This is a genomic window from Corynebacterium sp. LK10 (genome assembly GCF_008042455.1).
In the GTDB taxonomy this organism is placed as follows: domain Bacteria; phylum Actinomycetota; class Actinomycetes; order Mycobacteriales; family Mycobacteriaceae; genus Corynebacterium; species Corynebacterium jeikeium_D.
In genome coordinates, this window is record NZ_NOVT01000017.1 from 327,020 (window position 1) to 343,848 (window position 16,829).

At 59.0% G+C, this 16,829-nt stretch carries 18 protein-coding genes and 1 tRNA gene; 9 read left to right on the top strand and 10 right to left on the bottom strand.

Annotated elements, in window-relative coordinates; genetic code table 11:
- The first annotated feature begins 96 nt into the window (after positions 1–96).
- Together CHU70_RS06930 and CHU70_RS06935 are read left to right on the top strand one after the other, a co-directional pair.
- The gene (locus CHU70_RS06930; protein WP_049172816.1) at positions 97–1,161 is read left to right on the top strand and encodes a flavin reductase family protein; all 1,065 of its coding nucleotides are present in this window, start codon (positions 97–99) and stop codon (positions 1,159–1,161) included.
- Positions 1,162–1,230: 69 nt separating this feature from the next.
- Positions 1,231–2,571 (top strand): acyl-CoA desaturase, encoded by a 1,341-nt coding sequence (locus CHU70_RS06935; RefSeq protein ID WP_049172818.1) that lies wholly within the window; start codon positions 1,231–1,233, stop codon positions 2,569–2,571.
- Here CHU70_RS06935 and CHU70_RS06940 read toward each other — a convergent pair.
- The 3 genes from CHU70_RS06940 to aroA are packed head-to-tail and all read right to left on the bottom strand — an operon-like array spanning position 2,568 to position 6,467.
- A complete protein-coding gene (locus CHU70_RS06940; RefSeq protein WP_049172820.1) occupies positions 2,568–3,953 on the bottom strand; it encodes a chloride channel protein in 1,386 nt (461 codons plus the stop codon). The two genes, CHU70_RS06935 and CHU70_RS06940, sit on opposite strands and share 4 nt — an antisense overlap.
- Entirely contained in the window at positions 3,940–4,986 is a 1,047-nt protein-coding gene (rsgA, locus tag CHU70_RS06945; protein ID WP_049172822.1) for a ribosome small subunit-dependent GTPase A, read from the bottom strand. The genes CHU70_RS06940 and rsgA overlap by 14 nt, the downstream gene beginning before the upstream one ends.
- 2 nt (positions 4,987–4,988) lie before the next feature.
- Positions 4,989–6,467, bottom strand: coding sequence for a 3-phosphoshikimate 1-carboxyvinyltransferase (gene aroA, locus CHU70_RS06950; protein ID WP_080971514.1), 1,479 nt, complete (start codon positions 6,465–6,467; stop codon positions 4,989–4,991).
- A gap of 70 nt (positions 6,468–6,537) precedes the next feature.
- Between aroA and CHU70_RS06955 the strand changes: the two genes are divergently transcribed.
- Positions 6,538–7,233 (top strand): SOS response-associated peptidase, encoded by a 696-nt coding sequence (locus CHU70_RS06955; RefSeq protein WP_049193311.1) that lies wholly within the window; start codon positions 6,538–6,540, stop codon positions 7,231–7,233.
- 39 nt (positions 7,234–7,272) lie between these two features.
- Here CHU70_RS06955 and ybaK read toward each other — a convergent pair whose 3' ends face one another.
- The gene (gene ybaK, locus CHU70_RS06960; protein WP_070604410.1) at positions 7,273–7,785 is read right to left on the bottom strand and encodes a Cys-tRNA(Pro) deacylase; all 513 of its coding nucleotides are present in this window, start codon (positions 7,783–7,785) and stop codon (positions 7,273–7,275) included.
- 98 nt (positions 7,786–7,883) lie between these two features.
- On the opposite strand from ybaK, the gene CHU70_RS06965 reads away from it, so the two are divergent.
- Together CHU70_RS06965 and rsrA are read left to right on the top strand one after the other, a co-directional pair.
- Positions 7,884–8,513 (top strand): sigma-70 family RNA polymerase sigma factor, encoded by a 630-nt coding sequence (locus tag CHU70_RS06965; RefSeq protein WP_016422221.1) that lies wholly within the window; start codon positions 7,884–7,886, stop codon positions 8,511–8,513.
- Between the two features lie 20 nt (positions 8,514–8,533).
- Positions 8,534–8,818: a mycothiol system anti-sigma-R factor gene (rsrA, locus tag CHU70_RS11500; protein WP_038629430.1), complete on the top strand. Its 285-nt coding sequence runs from the start codon at positions 8,534–8,536 to the stop codon at positions 8,816–8,818.
- Positions 8,819–8,970: 152 nt separating this feature from the next.
- Here the strand turns inward: rsrA and CHU70_RS06975 are convergent.
- From CHU70_RS06975 to CHU70_RS06985, 4 genes are all read right to left on the bottom strand, one after another.
- Positions 8,971–9,043: transfer RNA gene (locus CHU70_RS06975), tRNA-Ala, on the bottom strand.
- A 364-nt stretch (positions 9,044–9,407) separates the two neighbouring features.
- Complete coding sequence (locus CHU70_RS11505) at positions 9,408–9,482, bottom strand: 50S ribosomal protein bL37 (protein WP_014300525.1); 75 nt, start codon at positions 9,480–9,482, stop codon at positions 9,408–9,410.
- 76 nt (positions 9,483–9,558) lie between these two features.
- Complete coding sequence (locus CHU70_RS06980) at positions 9,559–9,828, bottom strand: WhiB family transcriptional regulator (RefSeq protein WP_016422223.1); 270 nt, start codon at positions 9,826–9,828, stop codon at positions 9,559–9,561.
- A gap of 484 nt (positions 9,829–10,312) precedes the next feature.
- Entirely contained in the window at positions 10,313–11,425 is a 1,113-nt protein-coding gene (locus CHU70_RS06985) for a diacylglycerol kinase family protein (RefSeq protein ID WP_371416046.1), read from the bottom strand.
- 94 nt (positions 11,426–11,519) lie between these two features.
- Between CHU70_RS06985 and CHU70_RS06990 the strand changes: the two genes are divergently transcribed.
- On the top strand, positions 11,520–11,978 hold the full coding sequence (locus CHU70_RS06990; RefSeq protein ID WP_224783785.1) for a hypothetical protein: 459 nt from the start codon (positions 11,520–11,522) through the stop codon (positions 11,976–11,978).
- Here CHU70_RS06990 and CHU70_RS06995 read toward each other — a convergent pair.
- Entirely contained in the window at positions 11,975–13,486 is a 1,512-nt protein-coding gene (locus tag CHU70_RS06995; RefSeq protein ID WP_242451369.1) for a PQQ-binding-like beta-propeller repeat protein, read from the bottom strand. The genes CHU70_RS06990 and CHU70_RS06995 overlap by 4 nt on opposite strands.
- Positions 13,377–14,741, bottom strand: a complete 1,365-nt coding sequence (locus CHU70_RS07000) for a DEAD/DEAH box helicase (RefSeq protein WP_147719151.1) — start codon at positions 14,739–14,741, stop codon at positions 13,377–13,379. Before CHU70_RS07000 ends, CHU70_RS06995 begins: the two co-directional genes overlap by 110 nt.
- A gap of 94 nt (positions 14,742–14,835) precedes the next feature.
- Between CHU70_RS07000 and CHU70_RS07005 the strand changes: the two genes are divergently transcribed.
- From CHU70_RS07005 to CHU70_RS07015, 3 genes are read left to right on the top strand one after another with little or no spacing between them, the layout of a single operon-like run.
- The gene (locus CHU70_RS07005) at positions 14,836–15,060 is read left to right on the top strand and encodes a DUF3107 domain-containing protein (RefSeq protein ID WP_042388469.1); all 225 of its coding nucleotides are present in this window, start codon (positions 14,836–14,838) and stop codon (positions 15,058–15,060) included.
- The gene (locus CHU70_RS07010) at positions 15,060–15,968 is read left to right on the top strand and encodes a DUF3152 domain-containing protein (protein ID WP_070604401.1); all 909 of its coding nucleotides are present in this window, start codon (positions 15,060–15,062) and stop codon (positions 15,966–15,968) included. Before CHU70_RS07005 ends, CHU70_RS07010 begins: the two co-directional genes overlap by 1 nt.
- 9 nt (positions 15,969–15,977) lie before the next feature.
- The gene (locus tag CHU70_RS07015) at positions 15,978–16,829 is read left to right on the top strand and encodes a TIGR02569 family protein (RefSeq protein ID WP_147719150.1); all 852 of its coding nucleotides are present in this window, start codon (positions 15,978–15,980) and stop codon (positions 16,827–16,829) included.

A 16,829-nucleotide genomic window follows, 5' to 3' on the forward strand; every position in this document is an offset into this window, starting at 1 on the left:
GTAACCTACGGACACGTAATAATGAATCGGGTGGGGCATGCCTACTGATGAACAGCGTTATTACTTGTTCGCCCGTGACAGTCAGGAGGGCCAAAAATGGGGCTTAAGACCAAAGTTTCCCGGGTATTCAAGCATTTATCCACGCCACTTTTGCCCGATGATTACACGCATTTGCTAAATCCGCTGTGGTCAAGTCGCGAGCTGCGCGGTCAGATTGAGGCCATCAATCCCACATCTCCTACTTCAGCAGAGTTGATAATCCGTCCGGGTTGGGGGATGCCAACAGACTTCAAGCCAGGCCAGTTCATCGGACTTGGCGTAGAGGTCAAGGGGAAATACCTGTGGCGTTCCTACTCGCTGACAAATGCGCCGCGGCCTCATGACGGGCTGCTGACTATCAACATCCGTGCGCTAAACGACGGCTATGTGTCCCAACACCTCGTCGCCAATGTCAAGCCGGGTACTGTCGTCCGCCTGGCTGCCCCGGCTGGGGATTTCCATCTTCCGGAGCCGCTCCCAGCCCGCATTGCGTTTGTTACCGCAGGCTCCGGCGTAACTCCGGTGATTTCCATGCTGCGTGATCTTTCAGCTCGCAATGCCTCAGTGGAAGTCGAGCACATTCACTCCTACCGCGGCGAGGCAGAAGCTGTGTTTGTCAATGAGCTTCGCGAGCTGGAACAGTGCAGCGCTACTAGCGCGTTGAAGTATCGCCTGCATGCCCGGAATACGGAGACGCAGCCGCGGATTGACGCTGCGGCGGTTACCGACATCATTGCTGACTTTGGAGCGCTGGCATCGTCGGCAAGCGCCTACGCCTGTGGTCCGGTTGAACTGCTGAAAAACCTTGAGCCGGAGTTTCCCGGGCTGCGGACGGAACGTTTCACCGTTGACCGCTCGGCGGCAGGGGAGGTCGGCGGCACGGTGAGTTTAGGCAGCCGAGGCGATATCGACGTAGACGGTGCAACCACCATCCTGGAGGCGGCCGAGAGCGTCGGGGTTGACCTGCCGTACGGCTGTCGGATGGGAATTTGTGCGACGTGCGTGCAGCAGCTCTCCGACGGCGCAGCGCGGGACATCCGCACCGGTGCGACGTTTGTGGCGGGGGAGCGGGTCCGAACGTGCGTCTGTGCGCCGGCGGGGCACGCGCGTATCGAACTGTAAGTTCGCCCCACATCTATCTCAACCTGTATTAACCAGGAGAAACTACCTAAAGGAGTTGGGACCCTTCCCATGGCAATTTCTGATATCGCATCGTATGCGCACTTGAGCGAAGAAGACGTCGCAGAGATTGGGCGTCGATTTGCGGAAATCGAAAAGCAACACCGCGATTCGCTGGGGCAGAAGGATGCTCGCTACATCCGCACGCTCATCCGCATTCAACGCACCCTTGAGGTGACTGGTCGAGGTCTGCTGATGGTACCGACAGCCGGCATGGCCCTGAACAAACTAGGGATGCTGCCGAAGTCGTGGAAGAACACCGCGCACTGGGGTTTCAAATGGGCGGGTGCCTCAGCGCTGGGGCTGGCAAAGATTTTGGAAAACCTCGAAATCGGCCACAACACCATGCACGGTCAGTGGGACTGGATGAATGACCCCGAGATTCACTCGGCCACCTGGGAGTGGGACAATTCCTGCCCATCCAGCGGGTGGAAGCACTCCCACAACTTTGTCCACCACAAGTACACCAACGTGCTCGGTATGGACAACGATGTAGGATATGGCATTCTCCGGGTGACTCGTGACCGCCGTTGGAAGCCATCGACGCTGCTGCAGCCGGTGACAAACGTGGTGTTGGCCAGCCTTTTCCAATGGGCAGTGGCCTTCTATGACGTCGAGCTCGGGCGCGTGTTCGCCGGCAAGAAATCCTGGGATGAGGCCCGACCGCAGCTCATGGAGGTGCTCAACAAGTCGGGGCGCCAGGTGCTCAAGGACTACGTTCTCTTCCCGGCGATGGCGGGTCCGCGTTACCGTGAGGTGGCCTTTGCGAACATGATGGCCAACCTCGCCCGTAATCTTTGGGCCTACGCGGTCATCTTCTGCGGACACTTTCCGGATGATGCCGAGACTTTCACCAAGGAGCAGTACAACACCGAGGACAAGAGTGAGTGGTATTTGCGCCAAATGCTGGGCTCGGCGAACTTCCACGGTGGGCTGGCGCTGTCGGTGCTCTCAGGAAATCTGAATTACCAGATTGAGCACCACCTGTTCCCGGACATGCCGTCCAACAGGCTCGCGCAGATTTCGAAGCAGGTTCAGCAGATCTGCCGGGAATACGACCTGCCATACAACACGGGGTCGTTCCCGAAGCAGTTCTTCCAGGTCCAGCGCACGCTGCTGAAGTTGTCGCTGCCGGATCGTTTCTTAGTCGCTGACCCGGACAACGCCCCAGAGGTACGTTCGGAGACGGCGTTCAAGAAGTATCCGCAGGTTGAAGCGGAGCTCCAGTCCAGTTCCCCGCAACGCAAGGGCTTAGCGACGGGCCTGCGAATGCTCCGCCGTCTTCGCCCAGGTGTCCGGGAAATTGTCCGGGCCTACACCGGTCGCTCGACGCACACTGCTGCGCGCGGTTAGCCCTCGGCCCGCTTGCGAACCGCAGCCGCGACTGCTGGTTCGCGGTTCCATGGCATTGATTGCTTGTGGGGGAGCCGTAGCCAGGCGCGAATCATGGTCACGGTCAGCGTCGCAGTTGCACCAGCGAGGAAGAGTGCTAAGTAAGCCGAGGAATTCTGGCCGGTGAACTCCACGGTCACGATCAGTGCGAAAAGTGGGGCTGCCATGGACGCCGACAGGAAGGCCGCCGCGCCGAGAATCGCAAAGTCGCTCAGCGGAACTGAGGGCATCAATGGCTGTACGAAGCAGCCGACGATGAAACCGCTGAGCGCGCCAAGGGCAAAGCCGGGAGTCAAGAGACCACCGACGGCACCAGAACGGAAAGTAACGAGAACCGCGATAGCTTTCGCAATCAGCAGGATGACTGCAAAACCCAGCAGCGGGCGGTCCATGAGAACTGTGGTCGCAGCGATACGGCCATTGCCCAATACTTCTGGAACCCACAGTGAAATCACACCAACCAGTGTGAATGCGAGGGGGATGGCCCAGGCAGAGTGCCAGCCAGTCGGTGCTGTGTCCGACATTCGAGAGCTGAGAATGCGAAATGCGTAGCCAATGGCACCGCAGATAACACCGATGAGCAGTGCTGCCCCGAGGTTGCCCCAGCCGTCTGAGAGATTAATTGGGCTGTAGAGCGGGCTACTGCCGACCACGATGCCCGACGTCACCGTGGCGATGGCTGAACACGCCAGCACCACCATCACCGCGGTAATGCTCAGTGAGCCCAGCAGAATCTCCAACGAGAAAACCGCTCCAGCCAACGGGATGTGATAAATCGCCCCCAGGCCGGCACCGGCTGCTGCTGCGACCAGAATACGGCGGTGTAGCGGATCGATGCGCAGTCGATGCGACATCTGCGAGGCCACCATTGCACCGAGCTCACGCGGGGCATTCTCGCGTCCCATGGATGCACCTGCAGCGACAGTCGCCATCTGCAAAAACACATTGACAAGAGTTGACCACACAGGCATGGGGCGGCCGTGCATGCCCGCTTCAACGCTTTCAACAGGCTTCGCCTTTGTGCGAAGAGCTGCCCAGATTGGTCCTGCAATCAGCCCCGCCAACACAATTCCGACAAAGCGCTGTAAACCAGTGGTGCCATCGGTTACGACCGCTACGTCACCCTCGTGCTGCCCGTAGACCGCGTACTCGATGCCGTGCATGATCAGCGCGAGCCCGGCAGCTCCGAGCCCCGTCGCAAGACCCACGATAAGCGTGTAGATGCACAGCCGAATCCAACTGCCGGGAGCGGGGTAGAGTCCGGAGCCCGCTTTGTCCGACTCAGCACCAGCCGCGGCTTCAGAGGGCGTCTCCACAGAATCGGTGTGGCTAGTCTCTTTCAATGTCCAGCTCCCAGTCCTCGTTGTCGCTGATGGCGCTCAACAGGCGACGCACGGCCATCGCTCGACGGTGCTGAACTCCCTCCAGCTTGTCGAGGGCGCACTCTGGATCCGCGGGCGGCCCCAAATGGGTGCAACCACGTGGGCATTCATCTGTCGCTGCCTGGATATCTGGAAACGCCGCCAGCAGCGTCTCCGGTGTCACATGAGCCAGACCAAAGGAACGAATGCCCGGGGTATCAATAATCCACGACGCCGCATCGTCATCGCTTTCCGACGGCAACATCAGCGCCACCGACTGCGTGGAGGTATGGCGGCCCTTACCCACACCACTAACTTCGCCGGTCTCACGGTTGGCTTCGGGAACAATCCGGTTGACGAGGGTCGATTTCCCCACGCCGGAATGCCCAACCAAAGCTGTCACTCGTCCTGGGGCATCGATGAGTTCTGACAGAGGAGCCAAGTCATCATTAATACCGCAGACAACGACATCCACTCCGAGTGCCGAGAACTCCCCGGCAAATTCCTCTGGGTCGGCCAGATCGGATTTAGTCAGACAGAGCACGGGGCGGACACCGCCGGCGTAGGCCGCGACCAGCGCGCGTTCGACAAAACCGGTGCGAGGTTCAGGATCGGCGACTGCGCACACAATGAGCAGCAGGCTGGCATTGGCCACGACGATGCGCTCATACGGGTCATTGTCATCGGCGGTGCGACGCAAAACCGTGCTGCGCTCTGCCAGCTTGACGATGCGGGCCAGTGTGCCCGCACGGCCGCTGACATCGCCTACGACACCGACACGGTCACCGACAACGATATTGGTGCGGCCGAGCTCGCGGGCACGCATGCATGTCACTGCAACATCAGGGTTGTTATCGAGGACTACACCCCAACGACCACGATCCTTGGTCACCACCATGCCCCAGTGGGCATCGGCGTGGCGGGGGCGATCCTTCGTCCGTGGTCGCGACCCTTTACCGGGGCGGATGCGTACATCGGACTCGTCCCATTGCCGTCCACGCCTGCGTGCCGCCACTGTTATTTCCCTGCCTCGGTTCCGTTGTCCACACCATCAATTCGAGCTTCGACTGACTTTTCCAACGAACTAGGGCTGGGGGAGGCCAGTCCGAGCATCTCCAGCCAGCGCAGATCGAATCCAGGCATGGTCTTAGCAGTGGTACCGATATTTTCGACTTCCACGCCCTCCGTGCGCAGGCCAACAATGGCACCAGCGGTGGCCATTCGATGGTCGGCGTAGCTGTGCCAGAGACCACCGTGGAGCGGAACGGGGTCGATCGCAATGCCGTCGTCAAGCTCGGTCGCGCGACCGCCGAGACGGTTGATTTCCGTGGTGAGCGCGGCGAGACGGTTGGTTTCGTGACCGCGCAGGTGTGCGATACCCGTCAGCTCGGTGCGGGTAGTGGCCAAGGCGGCGATGGCCGCGACGGTGGGGGTCAGCTCGCCAACCTCGGACATGTCCATCGTGATTCCGCGCAGCTCCGACGGCTTTGGGCCCACGACGGTGAGGCTGGTGTGGCCACCTTCGTGACGGTTGAACGTCACGGTAGCGCCCATAGCGGTGAGGATCTCGCGGATGCGGTCGCCCGGCTGCGTGGTGTGCTCTGGCCAGTCGGGCACGGTGACGCTGCCACCAGTGACAGCCGCAGCGGCCAGGAAGGCGGCGGCGTTGGACAGATCAGGCTCGACCTGCCAAATACGACCCATCATTTCGGTCGGGTGAATGGTGAACGTTGTGCGTGGTCCCTCAGGTGTGTCGGCCGTGGTCTCCTCGACCTGCACACCGGCCTCGCGAAGCATGTCCAGGGTCATGTCAATGTGCGGGCGGGAAGGAATCTCACCGGTCGGGCGAAGTACCAGGCCACGGCCGTAGCGCGGTGCTGACAGCAACAGACCAGAGACGAACTGGCTCGAAGCCGAAGCGTCAATTTCCACTTCGCCGCCGATGTCCGGCAGATCTTGCTCTTGAACCGAGTCACCGAGGCGGTTGCCCTGATTCGGACCCTGCGGATTGACCGTGAAGGGAAGCCCATTGCCCGCGATGTTCACACCGAGGCTGCGCAGGGCATCCAGCACGGCCGACATCGGGCGAGCCTTGGCTTCTACGTCGCCTTCGAAGAACACCGACCCCTGCGCAAGAGCTGCGATAGGTGGCACGAAGCGCATAACCGTACCTGCGAGACCACATTCCACGACACCACCGCGAAGCATGCGTGGAGTGACGCGGAGCGTGTGGTTCGGGGCACCCGAATATGTCGAGTCGGCACTGATGTCAGTTCCCAGAGCCTGCAGTGCGCGAATCATAAGATCGGTATCGCGAGAGCGCAGAGCACCATGGATAACCGATGGTGTCGAAGATATCGCCGCGATGACAAGGGCACGGTTCGTAATCGACTTCGAGCCGGCAATCTGCACCGTGGCACTAAAAGGCTGTCGACCGGCCTCGGCACCGTCGACACTTACAGTAGGGGCGGACCAATTCTGATTTTGGGAACACACACAACCAATTATGGAACACTTTCACTCCATACCTCGACTAGAGGGGGAGTCAACGGCACAATCAGTTGGTATGTGTGGTCGTTTCGTCAATTTCACAGTCGCCGAAGAACTGCTCAGCACCACGGCTGAGATTCCCGGTTTGGCGCCCGTGCGTGCCGACGGCCCGTTGCCCACCTCCCGCTACAACATCGGACCGACCATGCCAATAGTTGCTCTTGCCCGCGAGCACCCCGGCCGCACAGGAACCATTGCTGCCACCGTGCGCTGGGGTTTAATTCCGCAGTGGGCCCGCGAAGTGCCAACAACACCTTTCTTCAATGCTCGTGCGGAAACCTGGCAGTCCAAACCGACTTTCCGGGACAGCCTGCCCTGCGCAATCCCCATGAACGGTTGGTACGAGTGGAAGAATCGCCAGCCCTACTTCGTCAGCTTCAGCGATGACGCACCGCTTTTCACCGTCGCGGGGCTGTGGGCGCGCTGGGGCGATATCGTCTCCGCCACAATTCTCACCACCGACGCCGTGAGACAGCTCGCGGATCTTCATCATCGTATGCCGCGCGTGCTTGCCGACGACGAAGTCAGTGACTGGTTGGATCTCTCGGCCTGGGCAGCAGACGGAGATGTTGGCATGACCAGCGCAGAAGTGGTGGACAAGCTGACCATCCGACCGGTCAACCGCGCCGTCGGCAATGTTGCGAATGAAGGATCGCACCTGCTGAATGGGCCCGATGGAGCAGCACCCGGCCACAACGAGGAGCTGTTTTAAGGCCGTATCAGCGGGGAGGTTGCAGGAGTAGCCGCAGGGTTAGCGGGCGATGTCGGCGACCGTGGCGTCGCAAAGCGAAACCAGATCAGCGGGTGACAGTTCGATGTCCCACCCGCGGCGACCACCGGAGACGAACACGGTGTCGGCGAGAGTAGCGGTCTCATCAATGACGGTGGGGAGCTTGCGGCGACCGCCAAGCGGGGAGATGCCGCCGGGAACGTAGCCGGTGGCAAGTGACGCGTCATGGGGGTCGGCCATCGTGGCCTTGGAAGCCCCGACAGCCGCGGCGGCGGCCTTGAGGTTGAGCATTCCGGTGGCGGGGACGACGGCGATGGCCAGCCCAGTGAGTTTGCCGGATAGCTCGATAATGAGAGTTTTGAAGATGCGTTCGGGCTCGACACCGAGATGCTCTAGTAGCCAAGAGGCGGCCTCTTCGCCGAAGTTGTCGCTGCCGTGGGGGAATTGGTGAACGTGGAAGTCGATTCCGGCGTTCTGACAGACGGCGATTGCCGGGGTGGCGGCAGCGGATTTCTTGGCGGACTTCTTCGACATAGTTTCCCATCGTTGCACACCAGTGCAGCTAAGCGACGAAATGCCTGGTGACGGGGGTCTGGCCGACTCGTGGGTGCGGATGTTTTAGGATAGGTAGCATGTCAGGTGATCAGACAGGAACATCGGCCATCCGGACTGATGAGTCGGATGAGGAGCTTGCGCAGCGCTTTGAGCGTGACGCCATGCCGCTTTTGGATCAGCTCTATGGAGCGGCGCTGCGGATGACGCGCAACCCCGCCGATGCCGAAGACCTGGTGCAGGAGACCTATATCAAGGCTTTTCAGGGCTTCCGCTCCTACAAACCGGGCACGAATCTGAAAGCGTGGCTCTACCGCATTCTGACGAATGCGTACATCAACAACTACCGCAAGGCGCAGCGTCGTCCTGCCGAGTACGCCACCGATGACATCACGGATTCACAGATCGCGGAAACCGCGTCGCACACTTCGATAGGGCTGCGCTCTGCTGAGGTTGAAGCGCTGGAAAAGCTTCCTGACGAGGAAATTCGTGACGCTTTGATGAGCCTCAAAGAGGACTACCGGATGGTGGTCTACTACGCCGATGTCGAGGGATTGCCCTACAAGGAAATCGCCGAAATCATGGGCACACCCATCGGAACTGTGATGAGTCGGCTCCACCGTGGAAGAAAACAGCTCCGAGACGCGTTGCACAACGTAGCCGTGGAACGTGGATTCTTGAAAGAAGAGAAGGGAGATTCTCCGCGATGAGCCGAGAGTCGAGCCAAGATATGGAGCAGACGCCAGAGCGCGGGCACGCCTGTGAAGATGCTTTCTGTCAGGATGTCCACTCGCGCCTACACGCATTTTTGGATGGAGAGTGTGATTCGGAGGAACGCCGCTTTCTCGAGGAACACATTCACAAATGCCCTCAGTGCTTGGAAGAGTTCGGTTCCGAGCAAGCTATACGACGGCTGCTACGCCGGTGCTGCCAGCAACCTGCCCCTGAGGACCTCCGTCAGCGCATTACCACTCGGATTCGCGTGTCCTATACGCGGGTGGAGTACCGCAGGTAGCTGCTGGCGGCTAGGTTTTGGTGCGTCATCTTTTGGCGCGTATTCCTTTGATGCTTAATGCGATGTTGCGTAATACGGTAATGCGGTAATGCGTAATGGGAAAATCCCAGGTCACGGTGATGTGGCCTGGGATATTTTTGTGGAGCTATTTGTGGAGCTAAGGGGAATCGAACCCCTGACCTTCGCATTGCGAACGCGACGCTCTACCAACTGAGCTATAGCCCCATTGCTTTCGAGCAACCTAGCTGGAGCTGCTGTAAAAGCTCTGTTTTCAGACGTTACTCCGGTGGGGTTTGGGCTCCAAACTCGCTGGTAAGGTTCTGGCGGATGGTTAATCCGGAAAGCGAGGATGCGGTATCGACGAGGCATCGAAAAGGTGTTGAAAGTGACTAGGTTTATGACAAAAAATCGCGGGTGAATTCAATTCATGTGTCATAAACCTAGTCACTTTCAGACCTGCTACCCGTTGAGGTATCCGCTGGAGGCATAAAAAACTCCACCCCGTCCCTCGGTGCAATACCGAGTTGTGCTGGAGTGGAGTGAGATGTCTTAGCCGGTGATGGCTAAGACTGCTGCAACTAAGGGCAACTTAGCTGTTCGGACGCTTGCCGTGGTTAGCCTTGTTCTTACGGCGGTCCTTGCGCTTACGGCCACGCTTGCTCATAGCTGGGCTCTCTTTCTATCGGGTTAAACAGGTATCAACCGGTATAGATTACACGGTACGAGGGTAAGTCCTTTAATTAGACCGTGGTGCTGGTGCGAGTGCGACGGGTGCGGCCGCGGTTGCGACGGCGCTTCAGTGCGCGACGCTCATCCTCGCTCATGCCGCCCCAGACACCTGCATCCTGGCCGGTCTCAAGTGCCCAGGCCAGGCACTGAGCAGTAACGGGGCAACGGTTGCAAACGACCTTGGCCTTAGCAATCTGGGCGAGAGCCGGGCCGGAGTTACCGACCGGGAAGAACAGCTCCGGATCCTCTTCACGACAAACGGCCTTGTGACGCCAATCCATGACAAACTCCTAAAACATTACGAGCCCGGGTGAGGGCAGGGTTAAATTTCCTTGCGGGAAGGCAGCTCCGGAAATGGATTTCGTCAGACACGACAAATCGCCGTATCTCAACGAAGGTTGGGGTTCATTCCCGGTTGCCCAGGGGTATTAGGCATCTTGGGAGGGGCCACCTGTTCCATCGCCTATACGGCGTGAAAGGTAGTGGGGACTCACCAAAGAGTTTGCGCCTAAAAAGGCGAGACTTGCATGGTTACACAACCAGTGAACTGCGTGCCTGTCTCGCTGACGATTTACATGTTTTCACGACTGGGACGGTTCGTAAAGAGCAAAATGAATAAAAGTGCCAAACCTCACAGAAAAGTGAAGTTTTGGTTAAAACGCCAGGTCAAAACTAGCCCTTTGTGGGGGTAAAATTAGTTTTGGTAATTGCAGTAGTGAGGGTGTATGGCGCATTTTTGTTGGCTTGTCAGTAAACAGTTGCAGTTTAAGCCGGGTTTGCCTCGGTCTTTTGGCTAGTACTGAACAGTCGGCGTGTGCGATCCATGACCTTTTTGGTCACCACAACGAGCAAGCGCTCGTCCACGGGGCGGGTAGCGACTTTCTTGGTGAACTGGTCCTCGGTGTAATCGTCGGCACGCGCCACAAAATTGATAGCGCCTTGCTTAACACGGATGTTGAGGGACTCACACTGATTGATGTACTCGCCGTCCAACTGGAGACGAAGTGGGGCAGTAGCGGTGAGCTCGATGTGCTGGGCGTTGTCGACGCGTCGTTCGCGGGCTTCGACGTGGAAGGGGGAACGCAGTCGGGTGAAGAAACCGGCCAAATTGGCTGCGGCGACAAGTCCCGTCACTCCCCTCAGGGAAGTGAAGCCATAAAAGCCCAGGCCTCTGCGTAGGGACACAGTGGGGTTGGTGACGATGGGGAGGTCGCCGAGGAATGTCCAGGGATTGGAGTTGGACACCACGGCCATTGCGAGATCACGGCCAAACTCCGTGCCGTCGATAGTTGCGGTGATTTGTGGCGGGCTTTTGCGCAACTGATTCCATGCGGTGAAAATTGCCGGCAAATAGCGCACGGCTTTGGCGCGGGTACCGTTTTGTCGGAGCTGTTCCATGGTGGAAATGACTTCCGCATCGATGCCGATACCGGCATTGACCACGAAGCATCGCTCCGCTGCATGTCCAACGCTGATAGTGCTGCGGGTTCGGGAGCGCAGCAGACTTGCGATGTACCACGCGGCATCTACGGGGTCGCGGGGAATACCCAACGCACCTGCCAAAACGTTGGCGCTGCCGGTGGGAATTGTCGCGATGACAGGCAGGTCAGTGGCAGGCAGTGCGGAGAATGGGTTGGAGTTCATGAGCCCATTGACAATCTCGTTAATGGTTCCGTCGCCGCCGAGAGAAATAATGACGTCGTAATCGCGAACCGTTTTACCCGCCACCATTTCCGCAGCATGGCCAGGGTAGGCGGTAAACATGGATGTCAAGCGAATCCCCTCGACCGAGCGAAGCGCCCGCACAACGCCGGGCATACGTCGAGCAGTGTTACTGGTCGAATTTGGATTGGAGATTAGCAACGCACGCACAGGCACCAAGAATAGTGCATGAGCAGACTTGTGATGGGCGCATTAGCCGGTATGCCTCCAGGGTGTATTCATCGGTTCGCACCGGGCTAACATGTAGGGCGTGAGTAACCAGAAAAACAGCAGCAATGCGCCCAAATCGCGTACTACCGACCAGCTTGCGGCAGCCGACGGGCCGATCGCCGCACCTCAGGTTGTTATGGTCGGTGCGTGGATTGGTGTCGCCGAATGTGCCCTCGGTCTGGGCTACGGGATTTTCCTTCTCATTCGTGATTTGATGGGGTACCGCGACGAGGCCGCGGTCATTTCCGGTTGGGGTACCGCGCTGTGGTTCCTTCTCATTTTCGGCGCTGTTCTCGCTGGTGCGATTATGTTGCTGCGTGGCGCCCGATGGGGGCGCGGGCCGATTATTATGCTCAACCTCTGCTTGCTGGGCGTGGCCTATTACATGTTCCGCTCGAGCGCTTTTCTGCTTGCTCTACCGACGGCGGCAGCTTCAATTGCTGCGCTGGCCTGTATGTTTAGTCCGAAGGCGATTGATTGGGCTGCCCGCTCTTTCTAAGCTTCGATGGCGAACGCGTCGACTGACTCACCGCGCTGAACTAGTAGCGTGTCACCGACAACCGCAAGGCGCACGGGCACTTCCGGCTTGTCCGCATTATTTGCATGAGTGGACTTCGCAGCTGCAGGCAACGGGAGTGTGCCGATAATCTCGAGAGTCTTGGCATTCAATACCGCGACTCCGTCAGCGACTGGCATGAAAACATGCTCACCCCATGGAGCTGGGGTTCCTGTGGCCTCAGGAAACTCGAAATCCGGCGCCAGGGTGCTCGGGCGGAAGCCCAGTAAACCACGCGGCGACCACCACGTCATGTGATGGGGAAGATCCGTTGTAAAAGGCGCACGCGGGGCATCGCCGTTGGAGTTAGCTTCCGCCGGTGCTGGGCGCAGGGTAGTCTCATCCAGCGCCAATTCAGTCAGCATCGTGCCGTCCATACGAAAAACTCGGATGCGATTGTCTGACAGTACCGCCGCCGTGTCCTGGCCAATCGATACCAGTGACATATCTGCAGTTACCGGACCAAGGTCAATATCGCTCTTGACCTCCGGTTTCCGAGACTCCTCCGGATTTGCCGCCTGCATGACCAGGCGTCCGTGACCATCGCAGTTGTTTACGAGGGCCAGCAGCTCCACGCGCGTGAGCGCACTGATAATCGAACACTCCGGATGCGGCTGCATCTTCGGTTCTGGAGACGCTGGAATCTTGCCGTACTCGACTACTCGGACCAGGTCAGAGCGCCACAGCTCCAGGAATCCAGAGTCGTAGACACCCGCGTATGAGTTCGAGCGCACGGCGGCAGGGCTGTCAGCCGCAATCGATTTACGGGTCGCGACATACTGCCCCGAGTCGGGCTTGAGTGCAACGGTCTCACCGCAGCCAGCTGCCCCACGAAAAGTCGCGAAAACTTGGCCATCACTGCCCGAGAGCGCACAAAGCGGAATATCTCGTCGATAGTGCCAGCGCTCCGTGCCGTCGTTAAGCGAGATAGCACGCACGCCCCGGTCCTCAGCAACGATGAGGGAGTTGTCCATCACCAGTGGCGCCGGGGAGATGGTGTGCGTGCTTGTGCTTGCCGACGATTCGGTGGACCACACCGGCCGGAGAGTATGTGGCATTGCCTCCGGATCGTTCGCGGCCGGGGCTTGCGCTGTGCTGCTCGTCGGTGCCGTGGATTCAGTGCGATTGACTTTACGAGCCGGAGAAGCGACCCATGTCCAACCGACGACTAGCACTACGGCGATGATGAGAACTACTGATGCGATTCGATTGCGACGCAGTCGGGTCTCTGCAGTGGTGGACTCAGCGTTGGCTTGTGGTGACTGCAGCACGGTTGGAATGTCCTGTCGACGAGTGGTCGTGGAGTGGAGTGAGGTGGGGGGAGTCGGTACGCGCAGCGGCCTAGCTGCGACGATGAGAATTGGAGTGGCCGTCCCGCCTTGAGCTTCGTCCTTGGCCGCGATTGCGATGATGAGACTGTGAGCGGTTGTTGCGGGGGCCTCTTCCGCCACGCCCGCGAGGTGGCCGGGAACCCAATACCGGGCGGGCTGGCCCGACTTTCTCATCGATCCCCTCGGGGATGTCTAGAGCTTCGGCGAGCTCGGGGGAGGTGGAAAACCACGTCGGAATCTCGGCCATGTCCAGGTCGAGAGCATCAGAAATAGCCTTCCACTTTGTGGTCTCATCCCAGCCGACGAGCGTAACGGCGACACCGCTGTGTCCCGCGCGGCCGGTGCGGCCGATGCGGTGGACATAGGTCATTTCGTCATCGGGAACCTGGTGGTTGATGACGTGGGTGACATCGTCGATATCGATACCGCGAGCCGCGACATCGGTTGCGACCAGGACGTCGACGTCGCCATTGCGGAACGCAGTCAGCGAGCGCTCACGTGCAGGCTGGCCCATATCGCCGTGGACGGCAGTGACCAGGAAGCCGCGCTCGCCGAGCTGCTCAGCAACGGAGGCGGCGCCGCGCTTCGTACGAGCAAAAATGATGGTGCGACCACGACCGTTGGCTTGCAGGATGCGGGCGATGACCGAGACCTTATCCATCTGGTGCGATTGGAAAACAATCTGTTTAGTGGTCTCGTGGACTGTGGCCTCTTCCTCGCCTGATTCAGCACGGATGTGCACCGGGCGATTCATAAAGGTACGTGCGAGAGTCAGAATTGGGCCCGGCATTGTTGCCGAGAAGAGCATGGTCTGACGTTCATCTGGCACCGCAGCCAGAATCTTCTCGATGTCCGGCAGGAAGCCCAAGTCGAGCATTTCGTCGGCCTCGTCGAGAACCAAAATCTTTACGCCTGACAGCTCTAGATTATTGCGCTGGTAAAGATCGATGAGACGGCCGGGAGTACCGACGATGATGTCCACACCGCGGTCTAGCTGTTCAATCTGTTCCTCATAGGGGCGGCCACCGTAAATAGTGCACACACGCAGATTGGTTGAGTGCGCAGCGCGGGCCAAATCCTCGCCGACCTGCACACATAGCTCACGGGTGGGGACGATGATGATTGCGCGGGCAGTGCCATCCGGTTCTGGAATGCGGGCGTCATCAAAGACGCGGTCAATAAGGGGGACACCAAAACCAAGAGTTTTTCCCATGCCAGTACGGGCTTGGCCGATAATGTCCGTGCCGTCGAGCGCCAAGGGCAGCGTCAGTTCCTGGATTGCAAATGTGCGGGTGATTCCTTCGTCGGCGAGTGCGTCGCAGATTTCCGCGGCGACCCCCAATTCGACGAATGTCGGGGACTGGGACTCTGCCACGGCGACTCCTTTGCTGTTTGTAACCTCACGTGACACGACGGCTTAATCGGTCTCTCTAATCCTAGCCGCTTTGGGAATGGTTATGATGTCACCTATGGACATCACTATTGGATTTGCAGACAATACGCGTGAGCTGAACATTGAAAACGTCGCTGGTGGTGAGGAGGTCAAGGCTGCGATCTCCCAGAAGCTGGCTGCTGGCGAAGGTGTGATTGAGCTCAGCGACGGCGCTGGTCAGGAGTACCTGATTAATGCTGACAAGGTCGCCTACGTCCGTACCGGTAATAACGCAGACCGTAAGGTTGGCTTCTTCGCCTAATGACGCAAGAACCCTTTCTCGTACGCATTGCAAGGAGTTGGGGGTGGCGAGCCTATGCCATCCCTGTACTTGTGGTGCTCACAGTCATCATTCTCTTCGACATCTTCACTGCTGAAGATGATTCTTCAGGTTCCGGCACTGGCACTATCGCCTCGCAGAGTGGCAATGGTCGCCCTGGTCCGGTGCCCGGTGAGGGATACGGTGATGGTTACGAGGGAGGGCAGTTGCCACCCGGTCCGGCCTTTGCCACGGAACCCTCGGGAAATTTTAAAGATGTCACCGTGGCGCATCCCCGTGTTGGGGAGGGGCGCGACAATGCGGTCAGGTATTCCGTGGAAATTGAAGACAACATTGATGTTCCTTCGATTGGTGGCGAGCGCGCCTTTGCAGAGACGGTGAACTCGATTCTGGCCGATCCACGTGGCTGGACAGCTAATCCAGATTTTTCTTTCGAGGCAGTGCCTCGCGACCAGGATCCGACGATTGTCGTGCAGCTTTCCGCGACTGGAACCGCACATCAGCTGTGCGGCAACACCTTGGGAATGGAGACCTCCTGTTACCTGTCTGGGCAGCGGGAAGGTGAGCCTGGGCGCGTGGTCGTCAGTATCGCCCGGTGGGTTCGAGGTGCCCTGCCTTTTGAGGGGGACCTGGGATTGTATCGCCAATACCTTATTAATCACGAGGTTGGTCACGGACTTGGGTACGCGGTTCACGAGCCCTGTCCGAGGGACGGCGGTATCGCGCCAATCATGATGCAGCAGACCCTGAGCGTGTCGAACGATGAACTGCACAAAATCGACAGCAGCGAGGTCTATCAGGTCGATGGTAAGACGTGTTCTGTCAACGGCTGGCCGTACCCATTTGGGGCGGACGACGATACGGCCGCACCGACTCAGAAAGCAAGGTAGTAGCAGATTATGATCGCCACTCCTCCCGACCGTGTTTTAGAGGCCTTTGGTGCCGAGGGCGAGCCGCATCGTGCCGGGCGAGCTTGGGACAATGGCTGGGTCTACGACGATTCCATTGTCCTTTCGCCGGTACATAATTCGGCGCAGGCGCTGTGGTCTGCAAAGGTTCGCAGTGCGCTAGATGTCGATGGCGTCCGAGTGGCGAAATCCGTGCGTACCAGTGACGGCCGCTTGGTTATTGCTGGGTGGCAGGCTCGTCATTTCATCCCGGGGGGATTCGCGCCACGTGCCGATGAAACCATTGTGGCCGCTGGTCGCGTGGAAGAGTCGCTTGCCAGTATTGAACGGCCACAGTTCCTCCTTGATAAGGAGCCCGATTACTTCGTCATGTGTAATCGCGCAGCTTGGGACTCTGACCCAATCGGCATCCTCGAGCAGCTTCTCGACGCGGATAGCGTCCCCCGCGCCGATTGTGCCGAGGCTCTCACGATCTCCGGTGATCTTCTCCAGCTGCGGGCAGAGATGGTTGTGCCAACGGAGCTTCTGCAGGTCTGTCACGCAGACCTCGTCGGCACGCTGCTTTACGACGACACGGCCGCCCCGGTTCTCACCGATATCGTGCCAGCGTGGCATGTCCGTGGTTGGACAGCTGCCTTGGCGGCAGTGGATTGTCTGTCCATGATGGGGGCTGATGAGGAGCTACTGCGGCGCTTCGATCACCTGCCGGATTTCGGTCAGTTGCTCGTTCGTGCGATGTGTTATCGACTTTTTGTCCACGCTGTTAGTCCAGAATCGCAGCCGGGTGCGTATCGCGGTCTGTTCCGCGCGGCTTCGCTAGTTCGCGCGTTTGTGTCTAAGTAA